Annotated in this window: 16 protein-coding genes; 6 read left to right on the top strand and 10 right to left on the bottom strand. The window is 63.0% G+C overall.

Going from position 1 to position 17821, the window contains the following annotated elements:
• The first annotated feature begins 11 nt into the window (after positions 1 to 11).
• The 4 genes from AXF13_RS11900 to AXF13_RS11885 all read left to right on the top strand — a co-directional run bounded on the left by AXF13_RS11900 (position 12) and on the right by AXF13_RS11885 (position 4519).
• Positions 12 to 347 (top strand): hypothetical protein, encoded by a 336-nt coding sequence (locus tag AXF13_RS11900; protein ID WP_062253515.1) that lies wholly within the window; start codon positions 12 to 14, stop codon positions 345 to 347.
• 670 nt (positions 348 to 1017) lie between these two features.
• The gene (rpsB, locus tag AXF13_RS11895; RefSeq protein WP_062253513.1) at positions 1018 to 1815 is read left to right on the top strand and encodes a 30S ribosomal protein S2; all 798 of its coding nucleotides are present in this window, start codon (positions 1018 to 1020) and stop codon (positions 1813 to 1815) included.
• Between the two features lie 119 nt (positions 1816 to 1934).
• Positions 1935 to 2792, top strand: a complete 858-nt coding sequence (gene tsf, locus AXF13_RS11890) for a translation elongation factor Ts (protein ID WP_062253511.1) — start codon at positions 1935 to 1937, stop codon at positions 2790 to 2792.
• Positions 2793 to 2932: 140 nt separating this feature from the next.
• Entirely contained in the window at positions 2933 to 4519 is a 1587-nt protein-coding gene (locus tag AXF13_RS11885; RefSeq protein ID WP_062253509.1) for a TerC family protein, read from the top strand.
• 18 nt (positions 4520 to 4537) lie between these two features.
• Here the strand turns inward: AXF13_RS11885 and AXF13_RS11880 are convergent, their stop codons facing one another.
• Positions 4538 to 5758: a bifunctional nucleoside/nucleotide kinase/histidine phosphatase family protein gene (locus AXF13_RS11880; RefSeq protein WP_062253507.1), complete on the bottom strand. Its 1221-nt coding sequence runs from the start codon at positions 5756 to 5758 to the stop codon at positions 4538 to 4540.
• Positions 5759 to 5817: 59 nt separating this feature from the next.
• On the opposite strand from AXF13_RS11880, the gene AXF13_RS11875 reads away from it, so the two are divergent.
• Complete coding sequence (locus tag AXF13_RS11875; protein WP_062253506.1) at positions 5818 to 6510, top strand: aspartate/glutamate racemase family protein; 693 nt, start codon at positions 5818 to 5820, stop codon at positions 6508 to 6510.
• A 27-nt stretch (positions 6511 to 6537) separates the two neighbouring features.
• Here the strand turns inward: AXF13_RS11875 and AXF13_RS11870 are convergent, their stop codons facing one another.
• The 9 genes from AXF13_RS11870 to hisI all read right to left on the bottom strand — a co-directional run bounded on the left by AXF13_RS11870 (position 6538) and on the right by hisI (position 15864).
• Positions 6538 to 8277 carry a hypothetical protein gene (locus AXF13_RS11870; RefSeq protein WP_062253504.1) on the bottom strand — a complete coding sequence of 580 codons (1740 nt, stop codon included), beginning with the start codon at positions 8275 to 8277 and terminating at the stop codon, positions 6538 to 6540.
• 73 nt (positions 8278 to 8350) lie between these two features.
• Complete coding sequence (gene tyrS / locus AXF13_RS11865; protein WP_062253503.1) at positions 8351 to 9547, bottom strand: tyrosine--tRNA ligase; 1197 nt, start codon at positions 9545 to 9547, stop codon at positions 8351 to 8353.
• Positions 9548 to 9737: 190 nt separating this feature from the next.
• Positions 9738 to 9986, bottom strand: a complete 249-nt coding sequence (locus tag AXF13_RS11860; RefSeq protein WP_008682089.1) for a hypothetical protein — start codon at positions 9984 to 9986, stop codon at positions 9738 to 9740.
• A gap of 258 nt (positions 9987 to 10244) precedes the next feature.
• Positions 10245 to 11135, bottom strand: a complete 891-nt coding sequence (locus AXF13_RS11855; protein ID WP_062253501.1) for a hypothetical protein — start codon at positions 11133 to 11135, stop codon at positions 10245 to 10247.
• Positions 11136 to 11254: 119 nt separating this feature from the next.
• Positions 11255 to 11986, bottom strand: a complete 732-nt coding sequence (locus tag AXF13_RS11850) for a hypothetical protein (protein ID WP_062253499.1) — start codon at positions 11984 to 11986, stop codon at positions 11255 to 11257.
• A gap of 2 nt (positions 11987 to 11988) precedes the next feature.
• Complete coding sequence (locus AXF13_RS11845) at positions 11989 to 13254, bottom strand: sulfite exporter TauE/SafE family protein (RefSeq protein WP_062253498.1); 1266 nt, start codon at positions 13252 to 13254, stop codon at positions 11989 to 11991.
• Between the two features lie 347 nt (positions 13255 to 13601).
• Positions 13602 to 14375 carry a YkgJ family cysteine cluster protein gene (locus tag AXF13_RS11840; protein WP_062253496.1) on the bottom strand — a complete coding sequence of 258 codons (774 nt, stop codon included), beginning with the start codon at positions 14373 to 14375 and terminating at the stop codon, positions 13602 to 13604.
• A gap of 167 nt (positions 14376 to 14542) precedes the next feature.
• Positions 14543 to 15436 carry an ATP phosphoribosyltransferase gene (gene hisG / locus AXF13_RS11835; protein ID WP_062253494.1) on the bottom strand — a complete coding sequence of 298 codons (894 nt, stop codon included), beginning with the start codon at positions 15434 to 15436 and terminating at the stop codon, positions 14543 to 14545.
• Complete coding sequence (gene hisI, locus AXF13_RS11830; protein ID WP_062253493.1) at positions 15433 to 15864, bottom strand: phosphoribosyl-AMP cyclohydrolase; 432 nt, start codon at positions 15862 to 15864, stop codon at positions 15433 to 15435. Before hisI ends, hisG begins: the two co-directional genes overlap by 4 nt.
• Positions 15865 to 16192: 328 nt before the next feature.
• Between hisI and AXF13_RS11825 the strand changes: the two genes are divergently transcribed.
• Positions 16193 to 17818, top strand: a complete 1626-nt coding sequence (locus AXF13_RS11825; RefSeq protein ID WP_062253491.1) for a DEAD/DEAH box helicase — start codon at positions 16193 to 16195, stop codon at positions 17816 to 17818.
• The last annotated feature ends 3 nt before the right edge of the window (positions 17819 to 17821 follow it).

Genomic DNA, 17821 nt, shown 5'->3' with positions numbered 1-17821 from the left:
AGTTGGTGTATATGCGCCACGGCCTGAAAGCGGGCGATCTTACGGAACGGCTGAAACCGGCGGACGCCGGAAAAGACAGGCCCTGGCGACAAAGCTTGCGGCTTGTTTCATCACCGGGTGACCAACTGAATCTCGTTTTGTATAGGAACTATAAAAAAAGAGAGGGGACTAAGGCCGGACGTTGGGACGGAAGGTGGGGGGAATCCGCAAAACAAGGTTGGCAAGCATACTTGTTGATTTCATACGATTTTTACATGCGCGCTGTCAACGACAAGCGGGAGTTTGCCCAGGGCAGTCGAATGGATAGAGCGAAAAAGAAAAATACTCTTGCGTCAGCCTTGCTGTAACGTTACGGAAATTTTGCAAAACCGGCCCTCCGCTCAATTGCCGACTATGTCGGCCGCGTTCGCGGGTCTGAGGAAGGAAAACACAGGTATGGAAGCGAATAATATCCGGCGATTGAAGCATTCATTTGATTGCCCCTTGGGGCCAGCTCTCCTCAAAGGACTCTGAATCACGTTTGCGGCCTTCCGCGCGCTTGCCGCTGCAAAAAAAGCCCGGAGCGGGTGAGGAAGTTCTCTTTGCCCGGCCGCCGGACTCACGCGCGAGGCCGGGCGCGGCGTTGGGTTCTTCCGGCTGAGCGCGTCTCTCTCTCTCTCTCTCTCTCTCTCTCTCTTACATAAACTATCCCCCATTTTTCTGTGCCGTCGGGCTCGGTGGCTGTAGCTTCCCATGTTTTGTTTCAGCAAAGCACGTTGCTGAGAAAAAAGAAGATCAGGAAGAGGGTGATGTCGGGGGGATTTTTACTCTTGCCGCGGGCCTGCTCGTCCGCCCTGTCCGCATGGGGGCATCCTCTTGCCATCCATACGGCTTTGGGCTATAGAAGCTGCTCCATTACACACACTCCGGCGGTTCTCGGGGTGCCCGTTCCGCGGACGCGCGTCGCGTCCGACCCACGGCGGGTGAAGAGAACAGTACAAACCGGAGTGGAGGAAACCAACCCATTGGAGGATCACAATGGCTTACGTCAGCATGAAGCAGATGCTGGAAACCGGGGTGCACTTCGGGCACCAGACCCGGCGCTGGAACCCCAAAATGCGCCCCTACATCTTCGGCGCGCGCAACGGCATCCATATCATCGACCTGCAGCAGACCGTGAAGCTTTTCCGCGTGGCCCACGATAAAATCGTGGACACCGTGGCCAAGGGCGGCAAGGTGCTCTTTATCGGCACCAAGCGCCAGGCCCAGGAGGCCGTGGCCGCCGAAGCCGGTCGCGCCAACCAGTTTCATGTGACCAACCGCTGGATGGGCGGCACCCTGACCAACTTCGTGACCATCCAGAAAAGCGTGGACCGCCTCAAGAAGCTGGAAGCCATGTTTGCCGACGGCTCCATCAACCGTTACCAGAAAAAGGAAATCCTGCTTCTGGAGCGCGAGATGAAGAAGCTGGAGGAAACCCTGGGCGGCATCAAGAACATGGACCGCCTGCCGCAGCTGGCCTTCATCATCGACCCCAACCGTGAAGACATCGCGGTGAAGGAATGCCGCAAGCTGGGCATCCCGATTGTGGCCGTCACGGACACCAACTGCGATCCGGACCTCATCGACTACATTATTCCCGGCAATGACGACGCCATCCGCGCCATCAAACTCTTTGTGGCCGCTTTCTCCGAAGCCTGCATGGAAGGCGAGGCCATGAGCAAGGACCACAAGGACGCCGCCAACGCCGAAGAGGCCATGCAGAAAGCCGCCGCCGCTGAAAGCGCTCCGGCCGCTGAGGCCGCCCCCGCGCAGGAAGCCGCTCCCGCCGAATAATCGGGGTCCGCGATTTCGTATTTTCAGGGCAGCGCGATCGTTACGGGTCTGCGCTGCCCTTCTTGAAATTTTTTACGCAGCAACTCCGGCGCATTGGCCGGACGCATCTGGAGACGACAATGGCAATCAGCGCTCAAATGGTCAAAGAACTGCGCGAGAAAACCGGCGCGGGCATGATGGACTGCAAAAAAGCCCTGGTGGAAGTGAACGGCGACCTGGAAAAGGCTGTGGACTGGCTGCGCCAGAAGGGCATGGCCAAGGCCGCTAAAAAATCCGGCCGCGCCACCTGCGAAGGCGTGGTTACCGCCGTGACCAGCCCTGACGGCAAGCATGTGGCCATGGCTTCGCTGATGTGCGAAACCGACTTCGTGGCCCGCGGCGACCAGTTCCAGAACATGGCCGCCCGCGTGGCCCAGGCCGTGCTGGAGCACAATCCGGCTGACCCCACCGCCCTGGACGGCGTGGTGGGCGACGAGGTCAAGCAGCTCATCGCCTCGGTGGGCGAAAACATGCAGCTCGGCAAGTTCGCGCGCCATACCCGCCAGTCCGACAATGAAGTTATCGGGCAGTACATCCACGCCAACGGCAAGATCGGCGTGCTGGTCTTCCTGACCTGCGGCAAGGCCGAGAGCGTGAACGCGCCCGAAGTCAAGGAGCTTGCCAAGAACTTGGCCATGCAGGTGGCCGCCGCCAGTCCCATGGCTCTGGACGCCGGAAGCCTGGACCAGGCCGCCGTGGAACGCGAGCGCGAAGTCTATCGCCAGAAGGCCCTGGAAGAAGGCAAGCCCGCCAATATCGTGGACAAGATCGCCGACGGCGCGGTGAAGAAGTTCCAGAAGGAAGTCTGCCTGATGGAACAGCCCTTTATCCGCGACGACAAGAAGAGCGTGAGCGATATCGTGCGCGAAGCCGGCAAGGCCGTGGGCGACACCATCACGGTGACGGGCTTTACCCGCATCCAACTGGCCGCGGAATAAGCATGCCGGCAGACGGAATTGCGCGTCATGCGGCGCGCATGCAGAGTAGTCTCGTTGTTGATTGAACCTGAAAGGGGGCTTCGGCCCCCTTTTTTTATTTTCCAGGGCCCTTGCGGCCCGCGATAAACAGCGGAAAGGATATGTGGGATTTTTCGTGGATTACGGAGCTTTCGGCCTGGGCCGGTCTGGGCACGCTGGTACTGCTGGAAGTGGTGCTGGGCGTGGACAACCTGGTATTCATCTCCATTCTGGTGGGGCGGCTGCCCGCCGAGCAGAAGCGTCATGCCTTTCTCACCGGCCTGGGGCTGGCCCTGCTCATGCGCCTGGTCCTGCTGGCGGCCATCGCCTGGATCATCGGGCTCACCGCGCCCCTGTTCACCCTGGGCGGGCGCGCCTTTTCCGCGCGGGATCTGATCCTGATAGGCGGCGGCCTGTTCCTGCTTCTCAAGGGCACGCTGGAGCTGCACGAACGCCTGGAAGGCCATATGTCCGGTCCCGCGGACGCGGGCCGTCACGCGGGCTTCTGGCGGGTGATCGCGCAGATCATCGTCCTGGACGCCGTCTTTTCCCTGGATTCCATCATCACCTCCGTGGGCATGGTGGACCATGTCTCGGTGATGATGCTGGCCGTGGTCGCGGCCATGCTGGTCATGGCCCTGGCCGCCGCGCCGCTGCTCCGCTTTGTGGAGCGCCATCCCTCGGTCATTGTGCTCTGTCTGGGCTTTCTGCTGATGATCGGCCTGGGGCTGCTGACCGACGGCCTGGGCTACCACATTCCCAAGGGCTATCTGTATGCGGCCATTATTTTCGCCGTGCTGGTGGAGGCCTGCAATCAGTGGGCGCTGCGCAACCGGCGCAAGCGCATCAGCATGCGCGACATGCGCGAGTCCACGGCCCGCGTGGTGCTGGGCCTGCTGGGCGGGCGGTCCGGCCACGGCGACGCCCAGCTTGACGCGGCGGCTCTGGCCGGGGAGAGCCGGGGCGCGCTGTTCGCCCCGGAAGAGCGGGACATGGTGGCCCGCGTCATCCGCCTGAGCGGGCGCACGGCCCGCTTTATCATGATTCCGCGTCAGCGCGTGAACTGGCTGGACAGCCGCGCCGACCGCGAGACTGTCTACCGCTTCGCGGCGGCGGCCGCCCTGCCCTGGCTGCCGGTGCTGCGCCGCGAAACGGACGACGTGCTGGGCGTGGTGCGCACGGGCGAACTGCTGCTGCCCGCGCCGGACGTCTCCAAGGATGCGCCCTGGAAATTGACGGACTACATCCGTTCCGCGCCGACCATTTTCGAGCACACGGCCCTGGCGGACATTCTGGACGATTTTCGCGCGCATCCCGCGCCGCTCTCCTTTGTACGCGACGAATACGGCAGCGTGGTGGGCATGATCACGCCCGCCGAGCTGCTCAGCGTGCTGGCCGGTCAGGTGGGGGATTTGCCCGCCGGGCCCGAATCCTGCCGCCTGCCCGACGGCAGTTGGCGCATGCCGGGCAGGCTTTCCGTGGACGCGGTCACGGCCTGGCTGGGCATCAGCCTGCCGCCGCGTTCCGCCAGCGCCACCCTGGCCGGGCTGATTCTGGAGCGCCTGGGACACATTCCGGTGACGGGCGAGCGATTGCGCCTCCAGGGCTGGGAACTGGAGATCACTCGCATGGACCGCCAGCGCATCGACGAGGTGCGCGCCGTCAAGCTGCCGGAGAGCGGGCGGAAAAAGGAGCGCGGCGCGGCATAAAGCGGCGGGGCCCCGGCTTCAGTCCCGCCCCGTCCGTTCGTAGGGGACGCGCTCGAAGACTTTGCGGTGCGGGGTCAGGGAAATGTGGTAATACTGGTTCTGGGGAATGTAGATATAGGGCACGTCCTCGCTGCGCTGGCGCAGAAAGAGCGAGAGCAGCACCCGGTTGATGGCCTGATGCCCCACGATGAGCAGGGGCGCGTCCCCGGCCAGAAAGAGCGCGCGCCTGAGGCCGCGCTGCACGCGTTCGCGCAGGATGGCGTAGCTTTCGCCGTTGGGATAGGCGTAGCCGTATTTGTCCGCGTTGCGGCCCGCCGTGACGTCGGGCATGCTCCGGCGGATTTCCGAATAGAGCATGCCTTCGCAGTCTCCGGCCCAGATTTCGTCAAACTCCTTGAGAGCCATGGCGTGCGCGCCGGGGCGTTCAACCAGCAGCGGGGCCGCTGTTTCGTGGGAGCGCAGGCGGGTGGAGGTGAACACCCAGTCGATGCGCCGGTCGCGCATGTGCCGGGCCAGGGCTTCGGCCTGGGAGCGGCCCAGGGCCGTGAGCGGGGGATCGCCGCCGATGCGGCCCTGCACGTTGAATTCCGTCTGGCCGTGGCGGGCCAGATAGAGGCTGTGCACCCAGACGCTGACCACAATCTCGCGGATGGCCGGATAATAGGGCGAGCCTTCACAAGGGCGTTCGTCCAGAATGCGGTTGGCCGTGGAATCCACGCAGAGCCAGAATTTTTCATCCTGAAGCGGGCTGTAGATGGATTCATAATAGCCGATGCGCTTCATGAAACTGTCCAGGGCGTCGGCCTCGCTGTAGGACGCGTATTCGGGCAGGGTGGTTTTGCGGCGGATGCAGGCGTTGAGCAGCAGCGGGTCTTCGTTGACGCACTCCACAAAGAGCACGGGGTGGTCGGTGAGGGTCTGTTCGATGAGAATCCGCCGGGCGCGGCTGGCGTTGGTGGCGTCCAGAATGGCCACCTCGCCCTGCTCGGCCAGCCAGGCCCGGGCCCGGGCCATGTTGCGGAGGCAGATCTGCTCGCGGATTTCGCGGCCAGCGCTGTTTTCCGGATTGTAGAAATCCGGCTCCGTGGATTCCGCGCCCACCAGGGCCCGGCGCATGTCGCCGTTGTTGAAGATCTGCGCCCGGATGCCCTCGGCCAGCAGGCCCTGGCGGATGCGCCGCGCCAGCGTGGACTTGCCGCGCGCGGGCAGGCCCACCATCGCCACGTACAGTTTCCGCATATTCCCCTCCGCTGTGGATCATGGTAGGGGAAAAGCCCCGGAAACGGAAGGAGGCGCGCATGAAGACCATCGGCCTGTTGGGCGGCATGAGCTGGGAAAGCACGGTCAGTTATTACCGGATCGTCAACACTGTGGTGAAGGAACGCCTGGGCGGCCTGCATTCGGCCCGCTGCCTGCTCTACAGCGTGGATTTTCAGGAAATCGAGGCTTGCCAGTCCGCCGGGGACTGGGACAGGAGCGCGCTGCTGCTGGGCGCGGCGGCGCAAAATCTGGAGAAGGGCGGCGCGGATTTCATCGTCATCTGCACCAACACCATGCACAAGGTGGCCCCCCGGATTCAGGAGGCGGTCTCCATTCCCCTGCTGCACATCGCGGACGTCACGGCCGCCGAAATCCTGGGGCGCGGCCTGCGCTCGGTGGGCCTGCTGGGCACGCGTTACACCATGGAAGAGGATTTTTACTGCGGCAGGCTGCGTCGGCAGGGTCTTGAGGTGCTGATTCCGGACGCGCCGGAACGCGACATGATCAACAAGGTCATTTTCGAGGAGCTCTGCCTGGGCGTGATTCGCGAGGATTCCCGGAAAAAGTTTCAGGCGGCCATGGCCGGACTGGCCGGGCGTGGCGCGCGTGGCGTCATTCTGGGCTGCACGGAAATCGGCCTGCTGCTGCGACCCGAGGACGCCGAACTGCCTCTTTTCGACACCACCGTGCTGCACGCCACCGCCGCCGCGAATCTGGCCCTGGAAAGCTGAGGCAAACTTTTCCCAAAAGGGGCGGCGCTATTCCGCGTTCGGCCGCGCGGCGTGGCCCCGCAGTCCGGTAAGAATTTGCACGAGCGGCTTCCGGGGGTTGGCTTTGCAGGCCGCTTCCAAGGCTCTGCCCCGATCCGTTACGGCTTCTTGCGGTTCCTCTTGGTATGTCCCGCGTTCCAGCCATCCGCGCCAGCCGTCCCACCAGAGAGCCAGGCTCGTAAAATCCACGCCATGTTTCTTGTTCAATCTGAGCAGATCCGAGCAAGGTGCGCCCAGATAGACCTTATCGTCTTGCTTCTCGTACATTTTGACTGTTTTCCAGGCCTCGGTGATGGTCATGTCCGGCGTGCGGCGGCACTGCGAGGCCAGAATAAGAGGCAGTTCCGCGACAAAGTATTTGGTGCTCCACAAGCCCACGGGCGCATAGTCCAGATTCATCTGCGCGCTGACGTAGCCGTCCAGCCAGATTTTGGGCGGCAGGACGGATTTCGCGGCAGTCTCCGCCTCCGCCCATTCCCGGCAGGTCAGAGCCGCCATGCCCGTGTACCGCTGCGGCGCGTCCGCGTGGAAGGCCGTATTTTCTGTTATATCCGCATACGCGGCGATCCCGGGCGCGGGAAGCGGGTCCGGCGGAGTAGTGCTTGGGGGCAAGGCCGCGAGGGCCTTGCGGGCCGCATCCGAAAACGGCATTCGGGGATGTGCCGCGCAAAAGGCACGGATGGCCGCGCTTCGCGCCACGAACGTTTCAGGCGCGGGTAGACGCGTGGAGGGGTGGCTTTGGTAGCCGTCCCACCACAGCAGCCAGCCCACGGCGTCATGGCCGTAACGGAAAATATCCGCGCAGGAACGCTTGCCGACCTCGGCGGCGCGCCAGATTTCATCGTCGGCATCCCGCCAGGCCCTCGTTACCGGGACTGCGGGATGCCGCGCGCAGTAGGCGTCAATAAACGCGCTGCCGGCTTCCGGTTCCGTGGCGTCCGCGTCGGTTTTTTCGCGCTCCGCAGCGGGGTTGGGTTCGCGTTCCCGCCATGCGGCGGCCCAGCCGCTCAGCCATCTGCCTGTCATAAAGAAAAAACGGCCGCGGCCCGCCGCGCCGCCGGTGTCCCGGCAGGTCAGGGCAGCCAGCTCCACCGGCCATTCCCGCACAAGGTAAAGGGCCTCTCCCAATGCGAGAATGGGCAGGCGCGCGGACAGGGCTGCGAGTTCACGGGCCATCGGACGGAGCTCAGCCACGTCGGGCGGGCGCCCTCCGCCGTGCTTAAAGGCCCGGTGACCGTCCCCCCAGAGGAGCAGGGCGGCAAACAGGCTTTCCTGGACAGCCGCGATAGCCTCCGGCCGGGCAGCTTTCTTGCGGATCAGCGAACGCGCGTCTTTCCAGGTGGCGTACCCGAGATTCAGAGCGTCACGGATGTTCCCCGGCTCGTTCGGGGAACGGAAGTGCAACATGGCCGTTTTCCAGGCTTCGGTCAGGGCCATATCCGGCGTGCGGCGGCACTGGGCGCTCAGTTCAGGCGGCGTTTCCATACGCCAGCGCCCGGCATCCCATGTCAGATGGACATCGTCAGTGTCGATCTGCGCGCTGACGTAGCCGTCCAGCCAGAGCGGCGGCAGCGGCGGGCGTCCGTTCGCGTCCAGATCGCGGCAGGTCAGGGCGGTTACGTCCGTCTTTTGTGGGAGAGCACCCGGCCCGGCGGCCAGGGGGTGCATGCCGAAGGGCAGCAGGCAGGCCAGCAAAGCCAACCCGATCGCAACAAAGGCAGCGCGCATGCCGTCTCCTTTATAGAGCAATGCGGGCGGCCCCGAGGGGCCGCCCGTTGAAAATATGGAGCAGTGCTGCGATTCAGCGCACGTTGAGTTTCAGAAAGCGCTTTTTGCCCAGTTTGATCACATAATCCCCGGCGGGCAGCGGGGCCAGCGCGTCGTCGCAACGCTGGCCGTCCACCGAGAGCGCGCCTTCCTTGATCAGACGCTTGGCCTCGCCCCGGCTCTTGACCAGCCCGGCGGCCTCCAGAAAGGCCGGGGGCGTGCTGTCCTCGCCGTGTTGGCAGGAGTGGGAGGGCGCGTCGGCGGGCACGCCGCCGTCCGCGAACACCGCGTTGAAGCCCTGGCGGGCCTCATCGGCGTCCTTCCCGCTGTGGTAGCGGCTGACCATTTCATGGGCCAGGGCTTCCTTGGCGGCCTTGGGATGCACGCGGCCTTCGGCCACATCCCGCTTCAGGGCCGCGATCTCTTCCAGGCTTTTGGCTGAAAGCAGCTCGTAATAGCGCCACATGAGCTCGTCGGACACGCCCATGACTTTGCCGAAAATTTCCGCCGGCGGCTCATCAATGCCGATGTAGTTGCCGTAGGACTTGGACATCTTGCGCACGCCGTCCGTGCCTTCCAGCAGGGGCATGGTCAAAATGCACTGGCTTTCCTGCCCGTAATGGGCCTGGAGGTTGCGGCCCACCAGCAGGTTGAACTTCTGGTCCGTGCCGCCCATTTCCACGTCGGTTTTCAGCGAAACCGAGTCAAAGCCCTGGCAGAGCGGATAGAGAAATTCGTGGATGGAAATGGGGCGCTGCTCGCGGAAGCGCTTTTCAAAGTCGTCGCGCTCCATCATGCGGGCCACAGTATAGCTGGAGGCCAGCTTGATGAAGCCCGTGGCGTCCAGCTTGCTCAGCCAGCGGGAGTTGAATTCCACCTGGGTCTTTTTCGGGTCCAGGATTTTGAAAACCTGCTTCTTGTAGGTTTCGGCATTGGCCAGAACCTGTTCCTCCGTCAGCGGGGGGCGGGTTTCCGAACGGCCCGAAGGGTCGCCGATGCGGCCGGTGAAATCGCCGATCAGAAAAATGACCGTGTGCCCCAGCTCCTGGAAATGACGCATCTTGTGCATCACCACAGTATGCCCGAGGTGCAGGTCCGGAGCCGTGGGGTCAAAGCCCACCTTGACGCGCAAGGGCACGCCGCGCGCCAGCTTTTTGCGCAGTTCGCCCTCGTCGATCAGTTCAGCCACGCCGCGTTTGATAAGGGCCATCTGCCGATCAATATCCGTCATCGCCGTATCCTTATTGCAAGCTGCGGTAAAAAATGCCGGACGCGCCGCCAAAGCGGCGGCGCGTGCGCGGAGACGGAATCTGATACCCTTTTGGCTGCGGCGGTGTCAAATTCACGGAAACCGGAAGCTATGGTGAGAATCCGCCGCCACTGTAGGAATTTTGTTCGACGCGGGTGGCGGAGAGGGAATTCTACAGGCCGAGAAGCGCGAACACGCGACTCTGGCTCAATCCCCCATGCACGGACAGGGCGCCCACATTGTCCTGGGCGATCATGTTCAGGGTATCGTCCAGCACGCCGTCCACTTCGTCGTCCTCCAGCAGCTGGGGCGCGCGGATGTCCACGGTATCCTGCACGGCGGCGGGGGTGGAGCCGGAGTCGTCCTTGTCGGGCATGGTGAACGCAAAGGGCAGTGAAGAGTTGATGCCGGAAATTTCCATGACGTATCCTCCAGATATCCGCCGCAGCGGTCAGGGGTCAAATTTTCCGCCCGCACGGGCGGCCGCACTGAAATATGCAAATCCGGTGCCAGGAGGGTTTACAGCAACGTCGGGAGCGGGCGGGGGGATGGAGCGCTGAGCGCATGGAAGGTATGTAACGCCGTCGGGCCGGGAGGCGGCTCGACGGCGTGTACCGCTGGAACGCGGGGCGGCGGAAACGTCAACGTTGAGAATGTCAATGCTCAACGTCAATCTGCTCTAAAGGCCCACAGCCTGGTCCTGCGCCGGGGCGACGGTATCGTTCAGATCGCGGATGAGGTGGCGCAGACGCTCCGAGCCGGAAGATTCGATATCCGTCCAGTGCAGGGCGGACGGGCTTTTGGTCCAATCCAGCTCATAGAGAAAGCGCATGCGCAGTGCGGCGCCCTGTTCGCAGACGTCGCGACTGAGGCCCACTTTTTTGCCCGTAAAAATGTAGGGCGGCTCGCCCTGGTCAGCGGTTTTGGACGCGAGAAGAAAAAGATACAGCTCGTGCGCCATGAGCGGCCTGCGCGCCAAGTCTCCCTCCACGCACAGGCAGGCGCCGCCCGCCGAGATATTGATCAGGCCCGGATTTTTTCCGCCGTGCAGCTTGTAATAGTCTTTGATCCGGGCGCTCAGTTCCTGTCGGCTGGAGGGCGGGTCGGCAATCACCAGCAGGCCGAGCAGGCCGGTGTTCTCCGCATTCCAGTCCAGGCGCTTGTCCCGCCGCAGGCGGCGGGTGACATACTGCCGGGAGAGGCGCAGCAGCATTCTCCGCGGCATGCCGTCCTCGTCCGTCCGGTTTTCCAGAATGGTGGCCCGGCCGGAATAGCCCATTTTTTCAGTGATTCCGGAGGGCGCGTCCTGATCAAGGCTGAAAGAGAACTCGCAGGCGGGATCAACGGGCTTGCTCTTGCCGGGCAGGGTTTCATGCGACTTGATTTCAAACAGCGCGACACTGCCGGTGACCTCCAGGAACTGGCCTTTCAGCAGAACGTCGGTTGTGCCGCCGCCCATGCGCATATGGCAGCCGAGTCTGATCCGCGCGCCCTGGCGGCGGGCTTCCTGAAAAACTTCGAAGCTGTTGGGCCGCCACAGGCTGTATGATTCCATCTCGTTAGTGTTCATAGTTTTTCCGCACCGTTCCCTCTGCGGTTGATAATAGGCAGCGGCGCGGCCCTCGTCAATAAAAGCGGCCGCAACGGCAGTGCGTTGCGGCCGGCAAAAGAGCTGGGAAACAGGGCTGATCAGCTTTCCTGCTTGACCTTGGACTTGGTCATGGCCAGGCCGATGCCCTCGAAGAGCTCGAAGATGGAGAAACCGTACCAGAGGGTGTACAGCACGTAGAAGATCAGCATGCCGCTCATCAGCCAGACGTGCTCGGAAACCTTGGCCGGAACCACGCTGTAGAAGTTATTGCCCGGTTCCACGGCGCGGCGCAGGACGTGATCCACCACCTGGGCCTCGCCGAACAGGCGCTGCTTCTGGAGCTCCTTGATGCTCGGCGACAGCAGGTACCACCAGGCGGCCGCGACTTTGAGGGCCGGTTCGCCGCCGTATTTCTGGCTCACGGCGTCGGCGTTGTTGTGGTACAGCGCGTCCGCGTCGTCCGTAGCGGAAGTCAGGATCAGGCCCAGGTCGCCCTTGAAGCTCACCTTGCCGCCGTCGGCCACGGCCTCGGTGGCGCCGGACTTTTGCAGCAGGGCCACGGCCAGGGGGGCAAGGGCGGCTTTTTTCATGGTCACCGTCATCTGGACCATCTTGCCGTCCACGCTCTTGACGCTCTCGCGCACGCCGGGAATGAAGTAGGACGAACCCTTGGAGAGTTCGTTAAAGACATTGTCCGCGTATTGCAGGCCGGTCATATGATTGCCGTTCTCGTCACGCATGATGGGCGTGAGCAGCACGGCGAAAAGCACAAGGAAAGAGATCAGCAACAGGCTGCCCCGGATAAAGGGGCCTTTTTCGTGAATAAGCATTATCAGGCCTCCCCTCTGAGTTTGCCGAGATTAAGGAAGAATTTGCTGAAGACCCAGATGCCGAAAAAGGCCACCACAACCCAGAAGACCACATTGCCCACGTCCTGGATGATGTTGCACACACTGGGCGACCAGTGGAGCACCTCCATCTCCACAAGCTTTTTGGGCAGCGTGGCCGCGCGGTTGATGAAACCGGCAATGATCGAAATGGCGTAAAAGCCCCGGATATGGATGCCCTTGACCACCTTGGTGGTCAGCGCGCCGACCTGGATGCCCAGCAGCGAGCCCAGCAGCATGCCGATGGCCAGGGTGTAGAACACGTAGCCGTAAATGGCGTACTGGCCCACGGCGGCGAAACCGGCGGTGAAGATGATCTGCAGAATGTCCGTGCCCACCGTGGTCATGGAGGACACGCCGAAAATGTAGACGAACATGGGGAAGGTCACGAAACCGCCGCCCACGCCCATGATGGCGGCCAGCAGGCCCACCACCATGCCGCCGGCGGCCACGATCCAGCCGGAGATGCGCCGCCCGCCGGGCACCAGATCCTCGTCGAAGGAGATCATGGGCGGCACGGTCAGGCTCTGCATTCTGACGGACAGGCTGGTCAGGCCCGCGCTGCCGCCGTGGGCGCTCTGGCTGGCCGCTTTGCTGCCGCCGCGCGTGGCTTTCAGAAAGTCGAACAGGGCGTAGAAGCCCAGGAAGCCCAGCAGCACGGCGTAAATGGTGCTGATGAACAGCTCGGAGAGCAGGGGATCGGCGTTGTACAGGCCTTTGTTGATGGCGCCGCCGATGAACGTGCCCACAATGGAGCCCACCAGGAAGGCGATGGCCAGTTTGCCCGAGACGTTGCCCAGCTTTTTGTGCACCGTGGTGCCCATGATGGCCTTGGCGAAAATGTGAAACAGGTCCGTGCCCACAGCCAGAATGCCCTTGACGCCCACGGCCATCAGGGCCGGGGTGATGATGAAGCCGCCGCCCGCGCCGATACAGCCGGTGATCAGGCCCGCGGCCAGACCCACGGCGATGGAGGCCAGAAAGATGGTGGTGGTGTAAAAGGCCGGAGCATACGCGCTCTTGCCGCCGAGCATCTCGTGGTACTCGTAGGCTTCAGCCAGGCAACCGGCCAGAATGGGCACGGCCAGCGCCAGCAGAATGAGCAGTTTTTTGCGGTTTCTGAGAATGGAGGTTGAAACCTCCAAATCCCATTTGGCGTATGCCTGTGAACCGCTCAATAGAAAATCATACACTTGCCTGCCAAAACTCATACGCTCCTCCCGTGCGATTGTGGCCGGTGGGCGGCCGGGGATATGGGCACAGACAACAGGGCCGCGCGGAACGGAAAAACAGCGCCGCCTCAAGCGCGTGTTTTTGAGTTTCTCATGCCATAACTATTTAAAATTATTATAAATAATATAAAAAAGAACGGCATGGATTGGTCCGCACAACTTCCGATTAGCAGATTTTTTTTATCTTGTAAAAGAAATTTGTCACGAGCGCGATAAACAAAGCCGTTGCCGGGCGGGCGGGGGCCGGGCCCGGAAACGCGAAAAACCGCCGGGACACAAGGCCCGGCGGTTTTTCGCAAGCGTTTGCCGCGTTGAAACCGGCGTAGCTATTTTTTGTTCAGGCCCTGGCTTTTGCCGAAGATTATCAGCTCCATCCAGTCCAGGCCGAAGTTCAGAGCGGCCACGTCGCCGGCCTGGCTGTCCTCCATGATGGCGGCCCGGCGCGCAGCGTCAATGTCCACATGTTCAAAAATGCGCATATGGGTGATGAGCTCGCGGAATTTGTCCAACTGGTAGAGGCAGAGCACGCTCATGGTCGCCAGGCGCGCTTCCAGCGGCTTGCCGGTGGCCCGCACCAGGGCCATGAGCCGCATGTAGCGATCGTTGGCCGCGTTGTATTCCGAAAGGCCCTGGTCCTCGAACCACTGGCGCGCCGTGCGCTGCGTGCCCTGGTCAAAGCCGTGGCAATGGGGCTCGCGCACCACGAAAAAGCGTTCGGCCACCCCGTTCTCGGCCATCTTGGTGCCGCGCCCCAGCGGGTAGCAGCGGCAGGCGCCGGGCCGGTCCTCATAGATCGAACAGCCCGCCGGGCCCACAAAGGGGCAGGGCTCGCCGGGGCCCTGGAGCATGCGCAGCATGGGCAGGGGAAAGCCCGTGTCCGGAAAGGAGCGCATGGTGGCGAAGGTATTCAGGAACTCCTCGCTGGTAATGCCCATGTGGCGGCGCAGGCGCAGTACGTCATACGGCGTGAGCGGCAGGGTCAGCTCCGCGCAGCAGCGGTTGAAACAGGGCACCTGTGGATTGCAGTCAAAACAGAAGGTTTCGTCCGCCTGGAGCTCGGGCAGGCTTTCCAGAAGTTCGCGGCTTTCATCGGTCTCCATGAAATCTCCTTTGCGCGCTCAAGGCGGGCGCATCTTCTTCGCAGTGTCCGGCATTGCGTCCGGCGGGATTTTCCGGAAAAACCGGCTTTGCTTCAGTCGTGGGCCGGGCAAAAAGGCATAGCGTTAACAGTCTCTGGAGCAGATTGACGTTGAGAAGTGATTTTACCCTAGATGACCTTGTTCAACGCGTATTCAATAATGCCCTCGGCCCCGGCTTCGCGCAGGCGCGGGATGAGATCGCGCACAATGCCGATCTCCACCACTGTTTCCACGGACAGCCAGCGCCCGTCGCGCAGAGGCGATACCGTGGGCGAATTGAGCGAGGGCAGCATTTCCAGGATGGCGTCCAGATGGGCCGCGGGGGCGTTCATCTTGATGGCCACCAGGTTTTCGGCGCGCAGCGCGCCCTGCAAAAGCAGGGTGAGCTGTTCGATCTTGGCCCGCTTGCGCGGGTCCTCCCAGGCCTCCTTGTTGGCAATGAGCACCGGGTAGGAGACCATGACCTCGTCGATGATCCTGAGCCCGTGCGCGCGGATGGTGGTGCCGGTCTCGGTCACTTCCACAATGCCGTCGGCCAGGCCTCCCACCACCTTGGCCTCGGTGGCCCCCCAGGAGTAGAAGACATCCACATCCACGCCCGCTTTGGCGAAATAACGGCGGGTCAGGCCTTCCAGCTCCGTGGCGATGCGTTTTCCGGCCAGGTCGGCGGCGCGGGTATAGGGCGAATCCCCGGCCACGGCCAGCACCCAGCGGCAGGGCCGGTTGGAGGTTTTGGAATAGACCAGGTCCGCGATGCGCGCCACCTTGTCCTCATGCCCGCGCTCGGACAGCCAGTCCAGGCCGGTAATGCCCACATCCAGCACCCCGGCTTCGATATAGCCGCCGATTTCCTGCACGCGGCAGAGCGAGGCCGCGATTTCCGGATCGTTGATGTCCGGGAAATAGTTGCGGGTGTGCTTGCGGATTTTCCAGCCCGCGCGTTCGAAAAGATTGATGGTGGCTTCTTCCAGCGAGCCCTTGGGCACGCCCAGTTTGATGATCGGCTGCGTCTGCGCGCTCATGAGGATTTCCTTTCTCCGCCGTAAACTTTTTGGGGATCGAACACCTGGGGCGAACAGACGGTCACGGCTCCGTCCTCCCATTCCCGGTAAAAGCAGGAGCGCCGCCCGCTGTGGCAGGCCGCGCCGCCCACCTGCTCGATGAGCAGCAGCACGGTGTCGCTGTCGCAGTCCAGACGCAGGGAGCGCACCTTCTGGACATGGCCGGACGTGCCGCCCTTGTGCCAGAGTTCTTTGCGGCTGCGGCTCCAGTAGTGGGCCTCGCCGGTCTCCAAGGTCTTGCGCCAGGCCTCCTCGTTCATATAGGCCAGCATGAGCACCTCGCCCGTGGCCTGGTCCTGGGCGATGGCGGGCACAAGGCCCTTGCTGAAGTCGGGCGCGAAGTCAGCCGGGGCATCTTCCCCGTGCCGGCAAGACTGCTGACTGGACATGGATGTTCTCCTTGGAGCATGTAACACTTGAAATGCTCGTTCACGACGGCAAAGCCCGTCCGCTCGCATTTCGCGGCGAGGATTTGCGGACAAATCCTTGCGGAGCGGCTACGGCACATGATGTGCCCACCCGCGCGGCGGGCTGAATTTATCCGCAATCGACGGCGGAGGCAAGCCGCGCGTCTTATTCGCGCGCCTCTCCTCCCCGGCGGGGATGCGCCCTTTTGCCGTCCGCATGGTGAACCTTGCGGAAAAGTGTGGTTTATGGCATTATAACTTGTTGACAATACCTTTATACTAAGGCGGTTTTATTCCGCCGGGATGACATATGTCAGAAGATCTCTCCGATACCACAATGCCCGGCGCGGACGTTTCCGCCCCGGAACCGGCGGAAGACGCCGCTCCCCTCGCCACGGAGGAACTCTCCGTCAGTGAGCCGGAAAACGCCCTGCCCAAAGTCGGCTTGGCCGACCTGCCTGAAGCCATGCGCGCGGCTTGTGCCCGCGCGGGCTGGCAGAGCCTGATGCCGGTGCAATCCCTGGCTTTGCCCTATCTGCTGGAAGGGCGGGACATCATGGTCCAGTCGCGCACGGGCAGCGGCAAGACCGGCTGCTATCTGCTGCCCATGCTGCCCCGCCTGGATCCGGAACTCAAGGCCCCGCAGGCCCTGGTGCTCGCTCCCACGCGTGAGCTGGCCGTGCAGGTGGAACGCGAGGCCGCCGTGATTTTCGCGGATACCGGCATCCGGACCGTGGCCGTGTACGGCGGCGTGGGCTACAAAAAACAGATGGACGCCCTGCGCGAGGGGGCCCAGGTCATTGTGGGCACGCCGGGCCGCGTGCTGGACCACCTGCTGCGCCGCACGCTGGACCTCAAGGACTTGCGTGTGCTGGTCTTTGACGAGGCCGACCGCATGCTGTCCATCGGTTTTTACCCGGACATGAAGGAAGTGCAGCGCTATCTGCCCAAAAAGCGCATCCACACCTGCCTGTTTTCCGCCACGTATCCGCCGCACGTGCTCAAGCTGGCCGCCGAGTTCATGTCGGAACCGGCCCTGCTTTCCCTGTCCCAGAAAGAGGTCCATGTGGCCGAGGTTCAGCACCTCTTCTGCGAGGTCAAGCCAATGGACAAGGACAGGGCCCTGGTACGCCTGCTGGAAACGGAAAATCCGGCTTCAGCCATTATTTTCTGCAACACCAAGGCCAATGTGCACTATGTGACCGGCGTGCTCCAGGGCTTCGGCTACAGCGCCGACGAGCTTTCGGCGGATCTTTCGCAGAACAGGCGCGAGGCCGTGCTGGACAAAATCCGCAAGGGCCGCCTGCAATATCTGGTGGCTACGGACGTGGCCGCGCGGGGCATTGATATTCCGGCCCTGTCGCACGTCTTTCTTTATGAGCCGCCGGAGGACCATGAAAGCTACATCCACCGCGCCGGGCGCACGGGGCGCGCCGGGGCCGCGGGTACGGTGATTTCCCTGGTGGACGTGATGCAGCGCATGGAGCTGGAGCGCATCGCCAAGCATTACAAGATCGGGCTCATGGAACTGCCCCTGCCCACGGACGAAGACGTGGCCAAGGTGGCGGGCACGCGCCTGACCGCCATTTTGGAGGCGCGCTTCCGCACGCTCACCGGCCTGGAACGCGTGCGCGTGGCCCGCTACGCGGCCCTGGCGCGCGAACTCGCCCAACAGAGCGAGGAAGAGGACGATGTCCAGCTGCTGGCCATGCTGCTGGACGCCTGCCATCAGCAGAGCCTGCACGAAAACCGCTTTCCCGACAGCGAGCCCGTGCCCGCCAGGCGAAAGAATGATGCCGGGGATGCCCCGCGTTCCCGCGTCGATGCCGCCGGCCGCAGTGAGGCCGAGCCGCATGACGGCAGCCGCAAACGCCGTCGGCGTTCGCCGCGCAGGCGCAAGGACGGCGGCGACAGCGACGCCGGGACGGAAAGCTGAACG

The organism is Desulfovibrio fairfieldensis (assembly GCF_001553605.1).
In the GTDB taxonomy this organism is placed as follows: Bacteria; Desulfobacterota; Desulfovibrionia; order Desulfovibrionales; family Desulfovibrionaceae; genus Desulfovibrio; species Desulfovibrio fairfieldensis.
Note: the sequence above shows the minus strand (reverse complement) of the source record. Positions and strands in the feature narration are given on the sequence as shown.

Excerpts from the sequence above, each read along its gene's own strand:
- AXF13_RS11900 (WP_062253515.1), top strand. The coding sequence starts at position 12 with ATGCGCCACGGCCTGAAAGCGGGCGATCTTACGGAACGGCTGAAACCG.
- rpsB (WP_062253513.1), top strand. The coding sequence starts at position 1,018 with ATGGCTTACGTCAGCATGAAGCAGATGCTGGAAACCGGGGTGCACTTC.
- tsf (WP_062253511.1), top strand. The coding sequence starts at position 1,935 with ATGGCAATCAGCGCTCAAATGGTCAAAGAACTGCGCGAGAAAACCGGC.
- AXF13_RS11885 (WP_062253509.1), top strand. The coding sequence starts at position 2,933 with ATGTGGGATTTTTCGTGGATTACGGAGCTTTCGGCCTGGGCCGGTCTG.
- AXF13_RS11880 (WP_062253507.1), bottom strand. The coding sequence starts at position 5,758 with ATGCGGAAACTGTACGTGGCGATGGTGGGCCTGCCCGCGCGCGGCAAG.
- AXF13_RS11875 (WP_062253506.1), top strand. The coding sequence starts at position 5,818 with ATGAAGACCATCGGCCTGTTGGGCGGCATGAGCTGGGAAAGCACGGTC.
- AXF13_RS11870 (WP_062253504.1), bottom strand. The coding sequence starts at position 8,277 with ATGCGCGCTGCCTTTGTTGCGATCGGGTTGGCTTTGCTGGCCTGCCTG.
- tyrS (WP_062253503.1), bottom strand. The coding sequence starts at position 9,547 with ATGACGGATATTGATCGGCAGATGGCCCTTATCAAACGCGGCGTGGCT.
- AXF13_RS11860 (WP_008682089.1), bottom strand. The coding sequence starts at position 9,986 with ATGGAAATTTCCGGCATCAACTCTTCACTGCCCTTTGCGTTCACCATG.
- AXF13_RS11855 (WP_062253501.1), bottom strand. The coding sequence starts at position 11,135 with ATGAACACTAACGAGATGGAATCATACAGCCTGTGGCGGCCCAACAGC.
- AXF13_RS11850 (WP_062253499.1), bottom strand. The coding sequence starts at position 11,986 with ATGCTTATTCACGAAAAAGGCCCCTTTATCCGGGGCAGCCTGTTGCTG.
- AXF13_RS11845 (WP_062253498.1), bottom strand. The coding sequence starts at position 13,254 with ATGAGTTTTGGCAGGCAAGTGTATGATTTTCTATTGAGCGGTTCACAG.
- AXF13_RS11840 (WP_062253496.1), bottom strand. The coding sequence starts at position 14,375 with ATGGAGACCGATGAAAGCCGCGAACTTCTGGAAAGCCTGCCCGAGCTC.
- hisG (WP_062253494.1), bottom strand. The coding sequence starts at position 15,436 with ATGAGCGCGCAGACGCAGCCGATCATCAAACTGGGCGTGCCCAAGGGC.
- hisI (WP_062253493.1), bottom strand. The coding sequence starts at position 15,864 with ATGTCCAGTCAGCAGTCTTGCCGGCACGGGGAAGATGCCCCGGCTGAC.
- AXF13_RS11825 (WP_062253491.1), top strand. The coding sequence starts at position 16,193 with ATGTCAGAAGATCTCTCCGATACCACAATGCCCGGCGCGGACGTTTCC.